Annotated in this window: 15 protein-coding genes, 2 tRNA genes and 1 rRNA gene; 15 read left to right on the top strand and 3 right to left on the bottom strand. The window is 51.4% G+C overall.

The features are described 5' to 3' along the window. The first annotated feature begins 327 nt into the window (after positions 1-327). From rrf to ACFOE0_RS03030, 5 genes are all read left to right on the top strand, one after another. Positions 328-443 (top strand): 5S ribosomal RNA (gene rrf / locus ACFOE0_RS03010). Between the two features lie 25 nt (positions 444-468). Continuing rightward, positions 469-545 (top strand) — tRNA-Asp (locus ACFOE0_RS03015). Positions 546-964: 419 nt separating this feature from the next. Further along, entirely contained in the window at positions 965-1,507 is a 543-nt protein-coding gene (locus tag ACFOE0_RS03020; RefSeq protein ID WP_248935519.1) for a hypothetical protein, read from the top strand. 54 nt (positions 1,508-1,561) lie between these two features. Next, on the top strand, positions 1,562-2,062 hold the full coding sequence (locus ACFOE0_RS03025) for an O-acetyl-ADP-ribose deacetylase (protein ID WP_248935518.1): 501 nt from the start codon (positions 1,562-1,564) through the stop codon (positions 2,060-2,062). Positions 2,063-2,180: 118 nt separating this feature from the next. Further along, positions 2,181-2,257 (top strand) — tRNA-Trp (locus ACFOE0_RS03030). Positions 2,258-2,424: 167 nt separating this feature from the next. On the opposite strand, the gene ACFOE0_RS03035 is transcribed toward ACFOE0_RS03030, so the two are convergent. Further along, the gene (locus ACFOE0_RS03035; protein WP_248935517.1) at positions 2,425-3,339 is read right to left on the bottom strand and encodes a lysine exporter LysO family protein; all 915 of its coding nucleotides are present in this window, start codon (positions 3,337-3,339) and stop codon (positions 2,425-2,427) included. A gap of 258 nt (positions 3,340-3,597) precedes the next feature. Between ACFOE0_RS03035 and ACFOE0_RS03040 the strand changes: the two genes are divergently transcribed. Together ACFOE0_RS03040 and ACFOE0_RS03045 are read left to right on the top strand one after the other, a co-directional pair. Continuing rightward, positions 3,598-5,745, top strand: a complete 2,148-nt coding sequence (locus ACFOE0_RS03040) for an LruC domain-containing protein (protein WP_248935516.1) — start codon at positions 3,598-3,600, stop codon at positions 5,743-5,745. A gap of 15 nt (positions 5,746-5,760) precedes the next feature. Next, a complete protein-coding gene (locus tag ACFOE0_RS03045; protein ID WP_248935559.1) occupies positions 5,761-6,234 on the top strand; it encodes a hypothetical protein in 474 nt (157 codons plus the stop codon). 44 nt (positions 6,235-6,278) lie between these two features. Here ACFOE0_RS03045 and ACFOE0_RS03050 read toward each other — a convergent pair whose 3' ends face one another. Beyond that, positions 6,279-7,145 (bottom strand): DUF72 domain-containing protein, encoded by an 867-nt coding sequence (locus tag ACFOE0_RS03050; protein WP_248935515.1) that lies wholly within the window; start codon positions 7,143-7,145, stop codon positions 6,279-6,281. Positions 7,146-7,255: 110 nt separating this feature from the next. On the opposite strand from ACFOE0_RS03050, the gene ACFOE0_RS03055 reads away from it, so the two are divergent. After that, positions 7,256-7,600 carry a gamma-glutamylcyclotransferase family protein gene (locus tag ACFOE0_RS03055; RefSeq protein ID WP_248935514.1) on the top strand — a complete coding sequence of 115 codons (345 nt, stop codon included), beginning with the start codon at positions 7,256-7,258 and terminating at the stop codon, positions 7,598-7,600. A gap of 7 nt (positions 7,601-7,607) precedes the next feature. On the opposite strand, the gene kch is transcribed toward ACFOE0_RS03055, so the two are convergent. After that, positions 7,608-8,819 (bottom strand): voltage-gated potassium channel protein, encoded by a 1,212-nt coding sequence (kch, locus tag ACFOE0_RS03060; RefSeq protein WP_248935513.1) that lies wholly within the window; start codon positions 8,817-8,819, stop codon positions 7,608-7,610. A gap of 458 nt (positions 8,820-9,277) precedes the next feature. Here kch and ACFOE0_RS03065 point away from each other — a divergent pair, with 458 nt between their 5' ends. The 7 genes from ACFOE0_RS03065 to ACFOE0_RS03095 all read left to right on the top strand — a co-directional run bounded on the left by ACFOE0_RS03065 (position 9,278) and on the right by ACFOE0_RS03095 (position 16,134). Then, positions 9,278-11,323, top strand: coding sequence for a multiheme c-type cytochrome (locus tag ACFOE0_RS03065; protein ID WP_248935512.1), 2,046 nt, complete (start codon positions 9,278-9,280; stop codon positions 11,321-11,323). An 84-nt stretch (positions 11,324-11,407) separates the two neighbouring features. Further along, positions 11,408-11,836 (top strand): rhodanese-like domain-containing protein, encoded by a 429-nt coding sequence (locus ACFOE0_RS03070; protein WP_248935511.1) that lies wholly within the window; start codon positions 11,408-11,410, stop codon positions 11,834-11,836. A 101-nt stretch (positions 11,837-11,937) separates the two neighbouring features. Then, the gene (locus ACFOE0_RS03075; RefSeq protein WP_248935510.1) at positions 11,938-12,726 is read left to right on the top strand and encodes an FKBP-type peptidyl-prolyl cis-trans isomerase; all 789 of its coding nucleotides are present in this window, start codon (positions 11,938-11,940) and stop codon (positions 12,724-12,726) included. 124 nt (positions 12,727-12,850) lie between these two features. Then, the gene (locus ACFOE0_RS03080) at positions 12,851-13,564 is read left to right on the top strand and encodes a tetratricopeptide repeat protein (protein WP_248935509.1); all 714 of its coding nucleotides are present in this window, start codon (positions 12,851-12,853) and stop codon (positions 13,562-13,564) included. 116 nt (positions 13,565-13,680) lie between these two features. Then, positions 13,681-14,388, top strand: coding sequence for a 4Fe-4S dicluster domain-containing protein (locus ACFOE0_RS03085; RefSeq protein WP_248935508.1), 708 nt, complete (start codon positions 13,681-13,683; stop codon positions 14,386-14,388). 3 nt (positions 14,389-14,391) lie between these two features. Continuing rightward, positions 14,392-15,339 carry an NrfD/PsrC family molybdoenzyme membrane anchor subunit gene (gene nrfD / locus ACFOE0_RS03090; RefSeq protein WP_248935507.1) on the top strand — a complete coding sequence of 316 codons (948 nt, stop codon included), beginning with the start codon at positions 14,392-14,394 and terminating at the stop codon, positions 15,337-15,339. A gap of 306 nt (positions 15,340-15,645) precedes the next feature. After that, on the top strand, positions 15,646-16,134 hold the full coding sequence (locus ACFOE0_RS03095; RefSeq protein ID WP_115136336.1) for a nitrous oxide reductase accessory protein NosL: 489 nt from the start codon (positions 15,646-15,648) through the stop codon (positions 16,132-16,134). The last annotated feature ends 224 nt before the right edge of the window (positions 16,135-16,358 follow it).

Raw genomic sequence — 16,358 nt, forward strand, 5'->3', positions numbered from 1 at the left:
GTGAGGCGTTGAGCTAACTGATACTAATGACTCGAGAGGCTTAACCATACAACCCAAAAGGGTTTCTACTGAAAATGTTCCTGACATTTTCTAGTATTTCCTCCATCCATGGAGGTCACTTACTGGTTATAACCTTGAATAGAATTTCAAGACTTGATTGAAGTCGAACTCTGAAGCTTTCCAAATTTAAAGACTTTCTTGACGCAGGATGTTGGGCGGCTGACAAAGCCGTGGCAAACGAAAAGCGGAGCATAGCAGCGCTATGTGAGCATTTGAGTGCAGCAACAATGCCGTCAGACGTTCAAGAGACAAGTCAAAACGAATTTGCTTGGTGACAATAGCGCTGTGGTCCCACCTGATCCCATTCCGAACTCAGAAGTGAAACGCAGCTGCGCCGATGGTAGTGTGGGGCTTCCCCATGTGAGAGTAGGTCATTGCCAAGCGCCCAAATTTGGGAGAAATCCCAAAGGAGCGGTAGTTCAGTTGGTTAGAATACCGGCCTGTCACGCCGGGGGTCGCGGGTTCGAGTCCCGTCCGCTCCGCCAACATTAAGATAAAAGCCTCTGCAGCAATGCAGAGGCTTTTTTCGCTTATACAATATTTTCATTTGGTGTTGTGGCGTCGCGGATAAATCCGCCCCAGCTACGCTAAAGCTTCGTGCTCATAAGCTTGTGGCTGCGCCACACTCGCCCACAAACTTAAGTGAAAAGCCTCATCTTCGGTTGCGTTTTATTTCCCGCGACGGAGCCCTGCGGACTCCAGGTCGCGGCACTGGCCGTGCGCGACTGGGCGTCCCCGATGACTCCCGTCCTGCAAGATCAATACTCCCCCTTACTAACGTGACTAGATGTTGTTTTGCTTGTCGCATTCATACCCCCTCGGATTAACGCAGATTCACTGAATCCTTGTTGCTTACCCGGTAATCTGAATAGCTGTTTATCTCAATACAGCAAGGACTTTACCCATGAGAGTGCTGAACGCGATCTTGGTGGCACCTTTGCTTCTTGCCATCTCAACCCCTGTACTGGCCGAAGGCTTTACCAATGAAGATGCCTGGCAGGCGATGCTGGGTAGCGCAGGACATTGGCAGGGACAGATTAAGTATGCAAATTCCAACCCACAGATAGTGGATCTCAGGCTGAATACTGAGGTGACGCCGGATCAGACGACTTTAATTCGTTATCTGATTTATGCGGATGACGGACAACGTATTTATGCTGTCAGTTTGCTAACCCAGAATCAGGATTCAGGGAGTCTTATTGAATCCTACTTTCGCAATGGAAATGGCTCACTACATAGCTATCAGGTAAGCAATGTGGAGTTTAATGATCCTTTTCACTGGCAGATCAGCTACCAGCGTCGGTCTGATGATGGCAACAACCTGGTAAAGCAGGGTTGGCAACGCCAGGGTAATAAGATGGAGAGTAAAGAGTGGCGCTGTCAGCCAGGCGGTAGTCAATGTCAACTGGTGCGGGAGACCCGACTTAAACATCAGCAGAATGAATAAGGCTGTTATAAAGCTATAGTAGGTAGTTGCAACGGACCGCAGGAGAGCTTGAATGTGGATATAGAGGCTATTAAAGGCGATATTACCAGGCTTAAGGTGGATGCCATTGTTAATGCTGCCAACTCGAGATTACTGGGGGGAGGAGGCGTTGATGGTGCAATTCACAGGGCTGCAGGTCCTGAGCTGTTGGAGGCATGTCGCACTATAGGTGGTTGTCCCACAGGGGAGGTCCGGGTTACCTCAGGGTTTATGCTTCCGGCAAGTTACCTCTTTCATGCTGTTGGACCTGTCTGGCGTGGAGGAGAAAGTGGTGAGCAGGAGTTATTAGCGTCTTGCTATATTCAGGCTTTGGCTGAGGCACAAAGGCTGAATATCAAGAGTATTGCGTTTCCCTGTATCAGTACAGGAGTCTATGGTTTTCCTAAAAAGCTGGCTGCTGAGATTGCAGTGTCGGTTGTACGCAAAAAACTTAGTTCAAACACGTCACTCAAGCAGCTGATATTTGTTTGTTTTGAAGATGAGGACTTGAGGCTTTATCGGGCTTTGTTGCAGTAAAATAAGCCAATTTAGTGGCTTTTTAATCGTTGTGACGGAAAAAGCCGCAGTCGCGCAGTTTCTTATGAAAAAGTGCTTTACCTTTTGAGGGGGTTTTAGCATAATCCATCTCGTCGACAGGGGTGTAGTTCCAATTGGTAGAACAGCGGTCTCCAAAACCGACGGTTGCGGGTTCGAGTCCTGCCACCCCTGCCAGTCTTCAAGAAAAGCCGTTCAGCAATGAACGGCTTTTCGCTATTCTGAATCCGGAAAAATATCACAGCCGCCGGCACATATCCGTAATCCCCATCACGTTGCAGCTTTCCCGTTTCAAAGGAACAATAAAAAAGGCCACATTAGTGACCTTTGAATCTGCTTATCCGCTAACTCAAAGTCAGGAAGAAGGTAACAAATACCGGAACCAATAGGCTTAATATAAAGCCACTGACAATCGCTGTCGGCACCAGGCTATTACCACCACTTTGTTGGATAACCGGCAGAGTAAAGTCCATGGCAGTTGCGCCGGCAAAGCCAACGGAAGTCGCAGGATAACGGGCGATAAGTAATGGGATTAGCATAATAGCGACCATTTCCCGCAACAGCTCGTTAAGGAAGGCGCCCCCACCCAGTACAGGTCCGAGGTAGTCTGTGACCAGAATACCTGTCAGTGAATACCAGCCAAAGCCGGAAGCCATGGCGAGTCCCTGGTTCCAGGGAAGGTCCAGCCACCAGGCCGCCAGCAGTCCCCCGGGCAATGAACTCAATACCACCACCAGTGCCAGCTTCATGCCTTTGGCATTCAGCAGTATCTGCTTAAGCGACATTGCGCTGTTACGAAGGCTGATACCTATGAGTAAAAGCAGTAACAGCAAGATCCACTCACTGGCGTCATCAACCCAGAACAGGGAGCCGGGCCATATGCTGCGAACAATTAACCCAGCTCCCAGGCCCAGCGCTACCGCCAGAATAAGTTTACCTGAGCCGATCAGCATGGCTTTAAAAGGCAGTTTGGCTTTCTGGGTCGCGACCTGAGTATTCCAGTTCTTATCCAGTAATGGCAGTGCCAACAGGTTGCAACCACTGATACAGATAAACAGGATCCCGGCAATTTGCAGCATTTGCGCCAGATTCTGTCCCAGTTGATCCATCTTGGCCAGGCTGAGCCCCATCAGGAACAGAATGACAGACACCAGTTGGCCACAACTGGCGTCGATTCGGGCCAGGTATCGGGTATTTTTCAATTTGACCAAATACCCCAGTACCAGAGGGATGATGACGAATAGCAATCCGCTGAGCACGGTAATTTTCCGTATAGAGATGTTAAGCGGCCACTCTAGCTATTGGCCGTTGAGAAGTAAATTCAGCGCAAAGGAGATTTGCAGATAAGTGAACTCATTCTGCAAGACAATGGATAATTCATGATCTCAATTTGCAAAGTGCGATGCTATTTAGAAATTATCTTTAAAGGCCAAATTGTAACTCTTTGACTTTACGAAACTTAAAAAGTGGCATGCTTCTTGGGTTGTCAGGGTACTTAAGGCAACAGGACGATGACTATGAGCAAACTTACCCTCCCGGCATTAGTGATGGCAGTCTGGTCTGTTCACGCCAATGCGACCCCTTTTGATACCTGCCCCAGCAAGGCCTATCTGTTTCAATCAGCTCCGGTGAAAGTGTACGGCGTTAACCTGGTGACAGGTGCTACCACTTTACTTGAAGATGACACAGGCACTACGGCCAACGTGAATGGTGTCGGCTTTAACTTCACCGATAGATACATTTACGGTTATGACACCACCAACAAAAAGATTGTCCGAATGGGCAAGAATTTTCAGGTGTCGGATGTGAATACCTCAGATCTACCCACTGACCACACCTTCTTTGTAGGTGATGTCTATGACCATACCTATTATCTGTACAGGGCTAATAAAGGCTTGTTCAAAATCGACCTGTCGCCACTCGATAGCGATGCCAATGCAGTCTTGCCAGTGGTAAAAATCTCCAGCAGAGCCGCTGTTAGCCTCACCGACATGGCTTTCCATCCAGGTAATGGCAAGCTTTATGGGATAGATAACAACTCAGGGTTTCTTTACGAGTTTGACCCGACTTCAGGTCAGGAAACTTATATTGCCGATACCGGCCAGAAAGGAACCTTTGGCGCTGGTTATTTCGACGTGAACGGTTACTACTATGTTTCCCGTAACAATGACGTCAGCAGCGGCGGGGTTGTGATTCGTGAAGGCGGTAAAATTTACAGGGTCAACATGAGTCTCGATGAAAGCGGCGACTTTGTTGAGAGTGATTTTACCGCGGTAGAGTTTGCTGATGGTCCTATGTCCAATCAAAACGATGGTGCCCGTTGTGCCAACGCGCCGGTGATAGATGAAGACTCGAATATCGATTTTGGTGATGCCCCTGACAGCTACAAGACGACGTTGGCCAGTAATGGGCCAAGACACCAACTGGATGAGTTGACCTGGCTTGGGCTTAACGGTGTTGATGGCGATGCAGATGGTGCCGTATCGCCTGATTCCGATGACACGACTGGTATAGACGATGAGGATGGTATCGGCTTTGTTACCGCGGTAGAGCCCGGACTGGATACTCTGGTCACCGCTTATGCCTCGACCTCTGGCTATCTGTCTGGGTGGATTGACTGGGATGGTGATGGTGAGTTTGATGAGCCCGGCGACAAGGTGTTTGAAGACCAACTGCTGCAAGCAGGGCAGAATGTGCTGTTTTTCGAGGCTGACCTCAATGCAGTCGCAGGTGATACCTGGAGCCGTTTCCGCTTTAGCCAGCAAACAGGTTTGGACGCTGATGGTGGTTCGACATCAGGTGAGGTAGAAGATCACGGCCTGACCATTACCGCGGCCAACACCCGACAGGAACATTTCCCCTCCAGTACTGGCTTTGTGACTCTGGCTTATGAGGACAATTATCCGTACACCGCAGATTACGACATGAATGATGTGGTGATGTTCCTGCGGGTCACTGAGACACTGAAGGATGATGTGGTCGCTAAAATCAAGGTTACCGGCCAATTGGCTGCACTGGGTGCCAGCTACCACAACGGCTTTGCTATCAGGTTACCCAATGTGGCTCGCACAGACGTTAATACTCAGTTGACCTATCTCAAAGTGAATGGCCAGTTGCAGTCAGACAGTGGCATGGAAACTGACATGCAGGAAGCCAGCTTTGTTATCAGTAACGACTTGAATGAGGCCGCTGATTTCAGCTGTCAGTACTTCAGGACATTGGAGAACTGCCGTGAAGATATCTCCTATGAGTTTGAGCTGACTATCAGCTTTAACCCTGACGCAGATGTCTCTGGCCTGCCTGATATGCCTTACGACCCATTTATCTTTGCAACGCCTGATAAGTATCACGGTGAGGGCATGCCTGAGCATCCCGGCCGCAGCTGGGAGGTACACCTGGCAGATCAGGCACCTACCGAAAAGTTCGACAAGGTGAACATTATGGGCCTGGGTGTGGATGACTCCAACGATGCCACAGGCAAGTACTTCAAGACCAGCAATAACCTGCCATGGGCACTGATGTTGCCGGAGCCGTGGGAGTGGCCTAAAGAGAGAGTCGACCTGCTCAAGGCTTACCCCGATTTTGAAGGCTACGCTACTGAGGGGGATGGTACCAATGCCCTTTGGTACAAATCCGATAACGCCGTTTCGGCTCAGACTTACTGATAGGCGGAGGTCAATATGAACAAGTCAATTATGATACTGACACTATGTGGATTTCTCACCGCCTGTGGTGGCGGAGGTGGAGACGAAGGGGAAGCAAGTCCGGCGCCAGCACCTGCTCCAGCCCCAGCGCCGGATACGTCTACAGACAATACCAGTAATACTGTGACCTCTACGGGTGACCTGGTTGCACCTGCGGGATTTGACTATAACCCGACAGCGACTCAGACAGTGCAGGTTGATATCAGTGGTTACAGTACTGACAGGGCATACCTCTCTGTCTACAGCCAGTATCACCAGCTGTCTGATGGGGATTACCTGCCGGTGTACGACAGCCGTATTTTGTCGTCACCTCTGGCAGGGGGGGAGTTGACCCTGGATTTTACTCTGGTGACTGATGAAGGTCCGGTACTGGCGGAAATCTGGTTTTATGATGGCAGCGCTCCCCTGGTGCAGGTGTTCGAACGTGGAGAGTCAGTCTGGTATTGGTAATCAGCTTGCCACTGTAAAAGCCCGGAGCATTGCTTCGGGCTTTTTTATAACAACGACATTTGCGGCACAGGTTGGGCCGATGCCAGAGTGACCGAGGCCAGCTGGGGCTGATGTTGCTGCAATTGGCTGAGCAGTCGTATGGCCAACTCAGGTGCCAGTGCGTTGTCCGGAGTGTGGACAAACAGGAAGGGGCGACGACCCTCCTCAATCCAGTCGCTCAGTTTGGTCAGCCAGGGGGTAAAGAAAGCGTCATTGGCTTCCAGCTCCGGGTGACCGATAAAGCGGACAACTGGCGAGTCTGAGGTGGCAATAGCGTGTACAGGTACTCTGGGCTTTTTCTGGTGGGCGTCGATAACGGCTTCAGAATCCGGTGGAGCTGCAAATACCGGACGGGTATCTATGATGATACGGTCGGCGTTCTTCTCCATCAGCAGGCGATTCAAGGCTCGCTCGGCGTCTCCTTTGGCAAAGAAAGCAGGGTGTCTGACCTCCACCCCAGAGTGAAAGCCAGCAGGCATTGCATCCAGCAATTGCTCGAGCAAATACAGCGAATCCGGACCAAATGCCGCGGGCAATTGTATCTTCCACACCCCTGTCTTTTCTGCCAGCGGCGACATTATGTGCAGGAACTCATTGAGCTCCTTGCTGCAGTTTTGCAGTTGCATCTGATGAGTAATGGTCTGAGGCAGTTTAAAGGTGAAGCGAAAGTCGTCGGTTACCGCATCTCGCCAGTTAAGCACGCTTTGACTGGAAGGTGTGGCGTAAAACGTGGTATTGCCCTCTACTGTGTTAAATACACGCCCATAGGCTGCCAGTTTGTCGGTTTCTCCGGCAAAGATACTTTGCTGCCAGTTCTTGTGAGACCACATGGCCATGCCCAGATACAGGGGCGTGGGGTTGGTTGATGACATAGATGCTCCTTCACTGCCTGTCCACATTGTGACCGTGTGATTTTGCCTGTCAATCGCTTAATCCTGTTATAGTGTGCGGTAATAATAGGGTTAAACAGAGGATTCACAGTATGGAACTGTTGTTCTCATACGGGACTTTGCAGCAGGATGGGGTTCAACTCAGCACCTTTGGGCGTTTGCTGACAGGAAAGTCAGACAGCTTACCCGGTTATAAAGTAGGGGAGGTAAGGATCACCGACCCCCATGTTCTGGCGGTCAGTGGTAAAGAGATGCATCCGGCATTAATCCCAAGCGGTAATCCCATGGATGCTGTCGCTGGCATGGTGTTCGAGGTGACACCACAAGAGCTGGCCCGGGCCGATGAATATGAAGTCGATGACTATGTGCGGGTGAAACTGGAGTTCGAATCCGGCATACAAGCCTGGGCTTATATCGCGGCAGAGTTTGCCCCATAAACAGACCCTAAGACTCTTTATCAAACAAGCCATGGCCACTGGTCAGCAGCAGAGACACCAGCTTGTCATTGTCCAGTGGCTCGCCGGACAGCACGCTGGCCAGGATCTCGCTGCCAAACAACTGTGGTGATAACACTACATCTGCTTTCACCTGCTTCACCTTGTTCATATTCTTGGCGTCATTTACCGATAGCACGGTTTTGGTCTCCGGGCTGAAGTCCTTTACCGACAGCACGATAAATGCATTGGCGGCATCGTCTTCAGTCAATGCCAGTACGGCCTTACATTGCTCCACTCCCGCCTCTTTCAGCAGGCCGTTATCCGTTGAGTCGCCGGACAGCAGGTCCAGTTTGCAGCCTGCCCTTTGCTCTATCGCAGCAAATTCCTCCTCCGGTGCTGAGGTGAGTACAGTGACCTGCATATCCCTTTGCTTTAACTGATAAATAGTGCTGAGAGCCAGCACAGAAGTACCGCAGACAATAAAGTGATTCTTTCGGTTCATGGGCTTTGGGTTCCCTTTAACAAGCTTATCAAGGCCGCCTTTGATGATGGGGCCAAACACAGTTGTGAGCGAGGTCGCGAACACGGTAATACCGGCAACGATTACCGAGATGGTGAATAGCCGGGCAGGCTCTGACACAGGAATGATGTCGCCATAGCCCACAGTGGTCATGGTCACCATGGAGAAGTAGAAGGCATCCATCAGATTGCCGATAGCCGGATGAAAGCCGCTGCCGAAATACAGGGCACCATAGGTGGAATAAAACAGCAAAACCGCAAAGCTGATAAAGGCCACAATGCCGCCGGCGGCCGCACTTGAACGGTTAAAGTCCGCGCTGAACAGGAACAGCAACAGGAGTGTGCCGCCACACAGACTTAAATGGATTTTCAGCTCGGGATAAAAATGCCAGGTAAAAGCCACAATAATGGCCAGTAACACAATGCTGACAGCCCACGCAATTCTGGCGCGGTACAGGAGTCCTATCGCATTCAGCATTAAAAACAGGCCCAGCAAAAACCAGGGGCCGTTGGCAACCGTGCTCCAGTCAATGGTGGTGAAGCTTTTGATATGAAACAGCTCAATCAGACTTTCTGCTTTGCCTCTGGCGGACAGAAATATCATCAGGCCATTGAGAAAAACCAGTGCGGCAAGCAGAACATGGCGCAGTGACACCCAGGCGTTAAGCCCTGCATGCCAATAGTGGGAAAGGGGTTTCACATCAGGCTCCGCCGGTGAAAACAGACCCCCAGTATAACCAAATAACGCCGGGATAGGACGCTGGAACAGGGGGATGTCCGTGTGGTGAAAGCAAATTAATGTTTCATTACGGGCGTTAACCGAGGACTGAGGCCCTTGTGACCCACCTCATGCTTTGGTCTGTGTCTTGCTGCTCTGCCCGTACCAAGTGTGATCTGTGTCCAGAAGAAAGTTTTTTACTTCAGCAAAAAATCATAATTGAAATCTCAAAATCACCGCTTTTATAAATATCAAATAACTGATTTATAAGCTTTTTATTTTTTCAGGTTTTCATCTGCTTGAAACGCTGGGCGAATGGGGGCAAGTGCCCGTTTTTGTGCTGGCAGATGTGAAGAATAGGCCCTGCTCAAGTGTCGATGTCGTTCAGTGAACTGTCGGGTTTAGTGAATAAAAACGAAGAAAAAATTTAGGAGTGAATGATGAATCAACGGATAAACAAAACAGCGCTGGGCGTGTTGTTTTGTCTTGGCACAGTAGCCAGCGGCGCTGCTTACGCGGCCCCTAAAGCAGGCGACCCAGGTTACGGTACCCACGAAATGGGCAAAACTGCCCAGGGTGTTATTGCCAATCCAGATCTGACTGAAGCAAGCAAGGGTGTAAAAACTCTGCAGGACTACATTGTTCAGGAAAAAGAGCTGTTTGACTTCCTGTTCCAGAACCACCCTGTTTTCAAGTATGAAGAAGAAGGCCGTCTGAAGGGTGTCTACATGGTTTCTGACCGTGGTGGCGAATACCTGGAAGAAGGTAACTCTCAGATGTACTCCAAGCACAAAGGCCGCCCAATGGCGCTGCAGTATCGCTTGGGTGAAAAGTCTATCCTGGATTTCCCTAACAAGTTCGTTGGTCCTGAGAAGTGTGGTGAGTGTCACGCTGCTCAGTACGAAAAGTGGAGCCGCTCCCGTCACGCCAAAACTGTTCGTTTCCCTGGTGAACACCCAGAGGTAAATAACGACATCGAACAGACTATGTACGACACCAAGGATACCTCTATCCTGCCAGACGGTATCACTCCGGACGCTATCTACGCCACCATCGGTACTCCACGTACCAAGTATGGCTACATGGACAGCTGGCTGGTTCGTGGTACTTACCACGTTAAAGACGGTCTGCTGGTAGATGGCACTGGTACTCTGACTGCGGGTGCAAACCAGTTCTCCCGTGGTTGGGCTGAGTGGCTGACCCCTGAGAAAGCAAAAGAGATCCAGAAAGTTATCCCTACTTTCCCAACAACTCTGGAAGAGATTGGTCTGACTGGTTCTCACCAGTGGGGTATGAGCTCTTACGGTTCCAAGTATGAGAAAGAGTTCCTGTTCCAGCCTGCGTCTTCTTACTGCGAAATCTGTCACACCTTCAAGTTTGACTTCCAGAGCAAAGATGAGTTCTTCGCTGCACTGGGTAACCCGGAAGAGCTGCGCAAGCACACTATCTCCAAGGGTATTACCTGTGAAGAGTGTCATGGCGCCGGTGGTCACCTGGACGGCGGTATCGGTGGCGGCATGCCATCCAACTGTGAACGTTGTCACCAGCGTTTCAACTTCGTAGAAGAGTTGGCTGAAACCGATGAAGCCAGCGAGAAGCTGGACTACGCATTCGGCGTGAAGATGAAGTCTTCTTGCCCATCATGCGGTACTGAAGGTTCTCAGATGTACTCTTCCATGCACTACGACAAGGGTATGCGTTGTGCGACCTGTCACGATCCACACGAAGTGACCGGTAACGATTGGAAGTCTAACTTCACCAAACCTGCCATGAAGAAAGACTGTCAGGACTGTCACGAAGCTCAGAAGATCATTGCTGACAATGCCAAGACTCACACCGACCAGACCTGTCAGGCGTGTCACATGCCTAACACTGGTTCCTGTGAAAACTTCACCGGTATGCAGTTCCCTGACATGGCTGGTTTCGACGCAGTACGTCGTAGCCACGTTTGGAAGATTGACGTTCACCCAGAGCGTAAGCACCTGAACCCACCAGCTGGTAAGCCACGTGATGCCGCTGTTAAGGGCTGGGCTGTTGCCAAGGATGAAGCCGGTCACCACTACCTCGACCTGATGTGGTCTTGTGCCCGTACCTCTCCATCTGACGTAGACGTTGTTGAGAACAAAGGCTGTCACAGCCCATTCCAGTCTGAACTGGAAGTTGGCATGCACTTCGAAGACCAGATGGAAATCTACGGTGAAGTTCAGAAGTGGCAGAAGCCTATCAAGGACACCTACGCCCAGGTTGTTGCCTCTATCGAGCGTATCGACCAGCTGATGGAAGTGACCAAGCTGTCTACTCAGCAGAAGTCTGACGTTTACCTGCTGATTGAAAAAGCACAGGAAACTGTAGACCTGCTGGAAGCTGACGGTTCCTGGGGTGTCCACGGCCCACGTTACACCCAGAAGCGTATCGACGCAGCTCTGGCTTACGTAACTCAGGCCCAGGCCATCATCGACGGCAACCTGACTGCCAGCAAGATGTAAGACCGCCCAGTGCTTGCCGGCTCAGTCCGGCAAGCCTGAGCAAAATCAGTCCCGGTCAGCAGGCCGGGACAACAGGGAAACACAATGAAAAAGTTAATCACCCAATTCCTGATGTCTCTGGCAATGCTGCTGAGCGCAGCCACCTGTTTCGCCGGTGGTGGTGAGGAGATGACTCCGGTTATCCACCATGACATCAACCCCAAATATGTCAGCCTGACAGAAGCTGAAATGCTCTTTAACCGCGGCGATGTTTATTTTTTCGACGTAAATACGCTCGAGATCTGGGCTGAAGGTTTCATCCCCGGAGCGGTTTTTTTCAACGTAAGAACGTGGAGAGAGTTACTTCCAAAGAATAAAGACGCTGAGATGGTGTTCTACTGCGCCAACCGTCTGTGTACCGCCAGTGTTGTAGCGGCACGGGAAGTAATGAAGCTGGGCTACACCAATGTGATGCAGATGCCGGACGGCATCTACGGCTGGCGTATGTCCGGTCGACCACACGAGAAGCCTTAACCGACCTGACTGACGAACCGTTTTTCGGCCGGCTCCATCCCCATCCTGTGGAGTCGGCCACCCGAACAAAACATCTTAAAGAATTGGATTGAGAACTGATTATGAAAACCTTCAAACGCACTCTGCTGGCCACTGTCACTACTCTGGTAATGAGCACTACTGCCCTGGCCACCGAATTGAAAACCGACCTGGACCGTGAGTCTTATGCTCTGGGTTCCTCCGTGGGCAAATATATGTCCAACCAGGTGTACAACCAGGTTGAACTGGGCGCCGATGTGAATATGGACGCTGTAGTTGCCGGTTTTGTGGATGCGCTGAAAGATCAGTCCAAAATCTCTGAGGGTGATGTAGTGACCTTGCTGAACCAGCGACTGGAGTTCCTGAACGCCAAGCGCGAAGCACAAACGGCCAAAATTAAAGAACAAAACAAGGCCAACAGCGAAGCATTCCTGATTGAAAACAAATTGAAAGAAGGCGTGACTGTGACCGAATCCGGTCTGCAGTACGAAGTACTGACCATGGGTAATGGCAACAAGCCAAAGCCGGAAGACGTAGTGACTGTGAACTACGCAGGTAAGCTGATGGACGGTACCGAGTTTGAGTCCACCTACGCTCAGAACAAGCCTGCCCGTATGGCGCTGATGACCCTGATCCCGGGTTGGAGTGAAGGCCTGCAGTTGATGCCTGAGGGTTCAACCTTCCGTTTCACCGTACCGGCTGAACTGGCTTACGGCAGCGAGGGCGCGGGTATGATCCCACCTGAATCTGCACTGGTGTTCGAAATCGAACTGGTGAAAGTAGAGGTGCAGAAAGACAAGCCAGCCGGTATGGGCGGAATGGGCATGGGCGGTATGGGTGGAATGGGCGGCATGATGTCCGGCCACGAATAATACTGCATAGCTGGACGTATACGCGTTGAGATAAAGGCGTGGGGAGAAGGGGATGAACCGATTTCCTTAGCCCGGCCTTAATCAACGAGAAATCAAAAGAGTTGAGATAAAAGGGGATCCTGGGATGAACAGTTTGGTAGTGGCAATGGCCGGAGTATTTGTCTGCGTGGGTGGCGCTATGGCGGTGCACCACGCGGGATACCTGCGCAGTGCTCGCCAGACTGCGGATTGCGCCGACACGCAGTCTGCATCCCTGACTCCCGGTTATCAAGGCAAAGGCTGGAGCCTCACCCCTGCTGTAATGAGTCTGTTTGTACTCGTACTCAGCCTGGGGATCTACAGCCAGACCGGTCGCTTCGGCGACTGGGACAAGGGGCAAATCGACGAGAACATCGACTACCTGGTGGCCGCAGAGATCACCAAGGGACGTCAGGCTGTCGATAAAGCCCCGCAAAGCGAGATTGCATTACTGAATCTGGCCCAATCCTATGCCGCCGGTGGCATGTACAAGGATGCGGTAGAGACCTTCGACCAACTGCTGGCCCTGACCGGGGAAGATGCTGAGTTGCTGGGCATGAAAGCCACATCCATGTACTACCGCGATGAGCGCGTTATCGCGCCGGAAACCGGCATAGTGATTGCCCGGGCACTGGCATTGCACCGTGAGGAACTGCAAACCCGATTGCTGCTGGCAACCGATGCTTACCTCAAGGGGCAGTATGCCAAGGCCATTGAACACTGGGAGATTCTGCTCGAGAACCAAACCCAGGGATTCAACCGGGACGCCATCAATAATGCGATCTTGAAAGCGCAGAGCAAACTGAACCCGCAGGGCTGACGAGGACCTGTTGACCGGCATGCTCAGCCGGTCACCTGAGCGCGTTAACCGACGACACACTGAAGCGACTTGAACAAAATTAAAGGTCGGCCCAGGCCGACAGATGGAGGATGTTTGTGAGTGAGATTCTAGAGAGACGGAGGTTTCTGAAAGGAGTCGGAGCTTGTTCTTTACTGATGGCACCCCTGGGCTGCACATCTGTAAAAGAGGAAAGCGACGGCGCCTACAAGCCTCATTACGTCATGGTGTTCGATCAGAACAAATGCGTGGGCTGTGGCGACTGTAAAGGCGCCTGTAACAAAGCCAATGACCTGCCTGAAGGTGTGTCCAAGGTGCTTCTGGAACAGCAGTCCGGTCGTGTGGAAGGTGAGCCTTGCCCACATTGCGGCAAGATGGAGTGTGGCTGTGAGCGTAAGTTTGTACGTGTATCTTGCCAACAGTGCAAGAACGCGCCTTGCGTAGCCGTATGCCCAACCGGTGCTGCCTACAAGGATCCTAAGACTGGCGTGGTCACTATGGATGACTCCAAGTGTGCCGGTTGTAAGTACTGTATCGGTGCCTGTCCATACAATGCCCGCTTTATCAACGCCAACACTGATGTGGCTGATAACTGCGACTTCTGTCTGGAAAACAAGTTGTCCAAGGGTGAGTTGCCGGCCTGTGTGCAGGCATGTCGCTACGACGCTCTGGTATTCGGTGATGCAAACGACCCGAACTCTTTCGTCAGCCGCCTGCTGGCGGTGAAAGATTCCGTACGCATCAAGGCCCATATGGGTACCGAGCCAAGCCTGCGTTATATCCCAATCGTGAAACTGGGGGTTTAAACCATGGACGGAAACATTGAATTCACCATGGGCCTGACCGAAGGCTATGCATGGCCCTGGCCGATTGCGGTTTACCTGTTCTTTGCGGGTATTTCCGGTGGTGCACTGACTATTGCCCTGTGTCTGCGTTTCTTCAAAGGCCAGACCGAGAACACGCCGTTTTTGAAGGCAGCTTCACTGGTATCTCTGGTGACCATCTCTCTGGGGATGATCTGTCTGGTGTTCGACTTAACCAACCCGCTGTTCTTCTGGAAGATGTTGGTGTTCTACAACCTGAACTCCGTGATGAGCATTGGTGTTATTGCACTGTCGGCCTATATCCCGCTGGTGGCTCTGGTTGCATTGTTTGCACTGGAAGAAGAAGTTCGCGCTATCAAGCAACTGCAGTTCCTGATCCCTGTGCTGGATATGCTGCGTAAGTTCCGCAGCCCGGCTGAAAAGGCGACTTTGGTGCTGGCACTGTCTGTATGTGCTTACACTGGCTTCCTGATCTCTGCGCTGATCCGCTTCCCGCTGATCAATACCTCTGTACTGCCTGCGCTGTTCGTCGCGTCTGGTCTGTCAGCCGGTGCGGCTGCGGCCAAAATGCTGGCTGTGGGTATGTTCAAGGAAGATCTGCACAGCGCTGAAATGAGGCTGCTGCACGGCGCTGAATGGCCAATTATGTTCTTCGAAGTCCTGTTCATCTTTATGATCGCTGTATCTCTGATGACAGGTAACGCTGGCGCTCAATATGCGTTTGGCGCCTTCGTTGAAGGTACCTGGGCCACGCTGTTCTGGGTAGGTGTTGTAGGTATCGGCTTTGGCGGCCCACTGCTGCTGAACTTCGCCACTGGCAAGACCTTCAGCCACTCTGCACAGGCCTTCTACATGTCAGGTGTATGCGCGTTGAGCGGTATGATGTGTCTGCGTATGTTCATCCTGTATGCAGGTCAGCACTACGCCATTTAAGTAAGGCAATCCAGGCAAGACCCGAGTCAGCCCGGGTTAAATCCGGACTGACTCAGATTTAAAGGTAGCAGGCCCATTTTCATCATCGGTTGGGCCTGCTTACCGACCGAATTCAGGCAAGAGGGGAGATTGCATGTCATGCCTGTGCAGCCTTCCCGCCACCCCTCCGATTTTTCCCTGTTATCGGCTGGGGTGGTGCTTGCCATTTACATTGTCTCTGTGAGTCGGCAGGAAACCCCATTCACCAGTCCGGCCGGCAGAGCCAATCACTTGATAACCTACTGACGAAAAGGTCCTTTCAAGCCTATGAAAAAGCTGTTTCCTCTGGCAATGTTCCCGCTGTTGTTTGCCTGTAATGAGGGGGATGCCGCCAACGCAGCCGCAGCTCCTGTGGCCATTGATGACCACGACAGGTGCCATATCTGCGGCATGATGATCACCAAGTATCCCGGTCCTAAAGGCCAATTGTTCCTGAAAGGTACCGAATCTGTACCCAAGTTCTGCTCCAGTCGGGATATGTTCAACTTTGCCCTGCAGACAGAGAATCAGCGTCAGATCACCGCCATGTATGTGCATGACGCCGCTGCGACTGATTGGGAATCGCCATCGGACAGTCACTTTATTGATGCTAAAACAGCTTATTATGTTTATGGCACCAGCAAGAAAGCTGTCATGGGCCCGGCGGTTGCACCATTCAGCTCACTGGAAGCGGCCGAGAAGTTCGCCAATGAATACGGCGGTCGGGTGCTGGATTTTGAAGAGATCACCCTGGAGCTGTTGGCTGGCTCCCAATAATGCTGGATTCCACATGCTCCAACAAAGGCCGCGAAAGACGGCCTTTGTGTCATCTGTAATCTCGGGATTGCGGGGTAATCAAGGCACTCCTTATTCATATTCTGCCAAATATCAAATTTTGAGAATGTGATTCCCCGGATTGCTTTGAAACCCTGATGGCAGAGGGTAAACTGCTGCAAAATCAAGCTTGTGGTTTCTGCCGACCCCTTTCACCTTGTTAACCC

It is taken from the genome of Shewanella submarina, from assembly GCF_042646185.1.
Lineage (GTDB): Bacteria > Pseudomonadota > Gammaproteobacteria > Enterobacterales > Shewanellaceae > Shewanella > Shewanella corallii.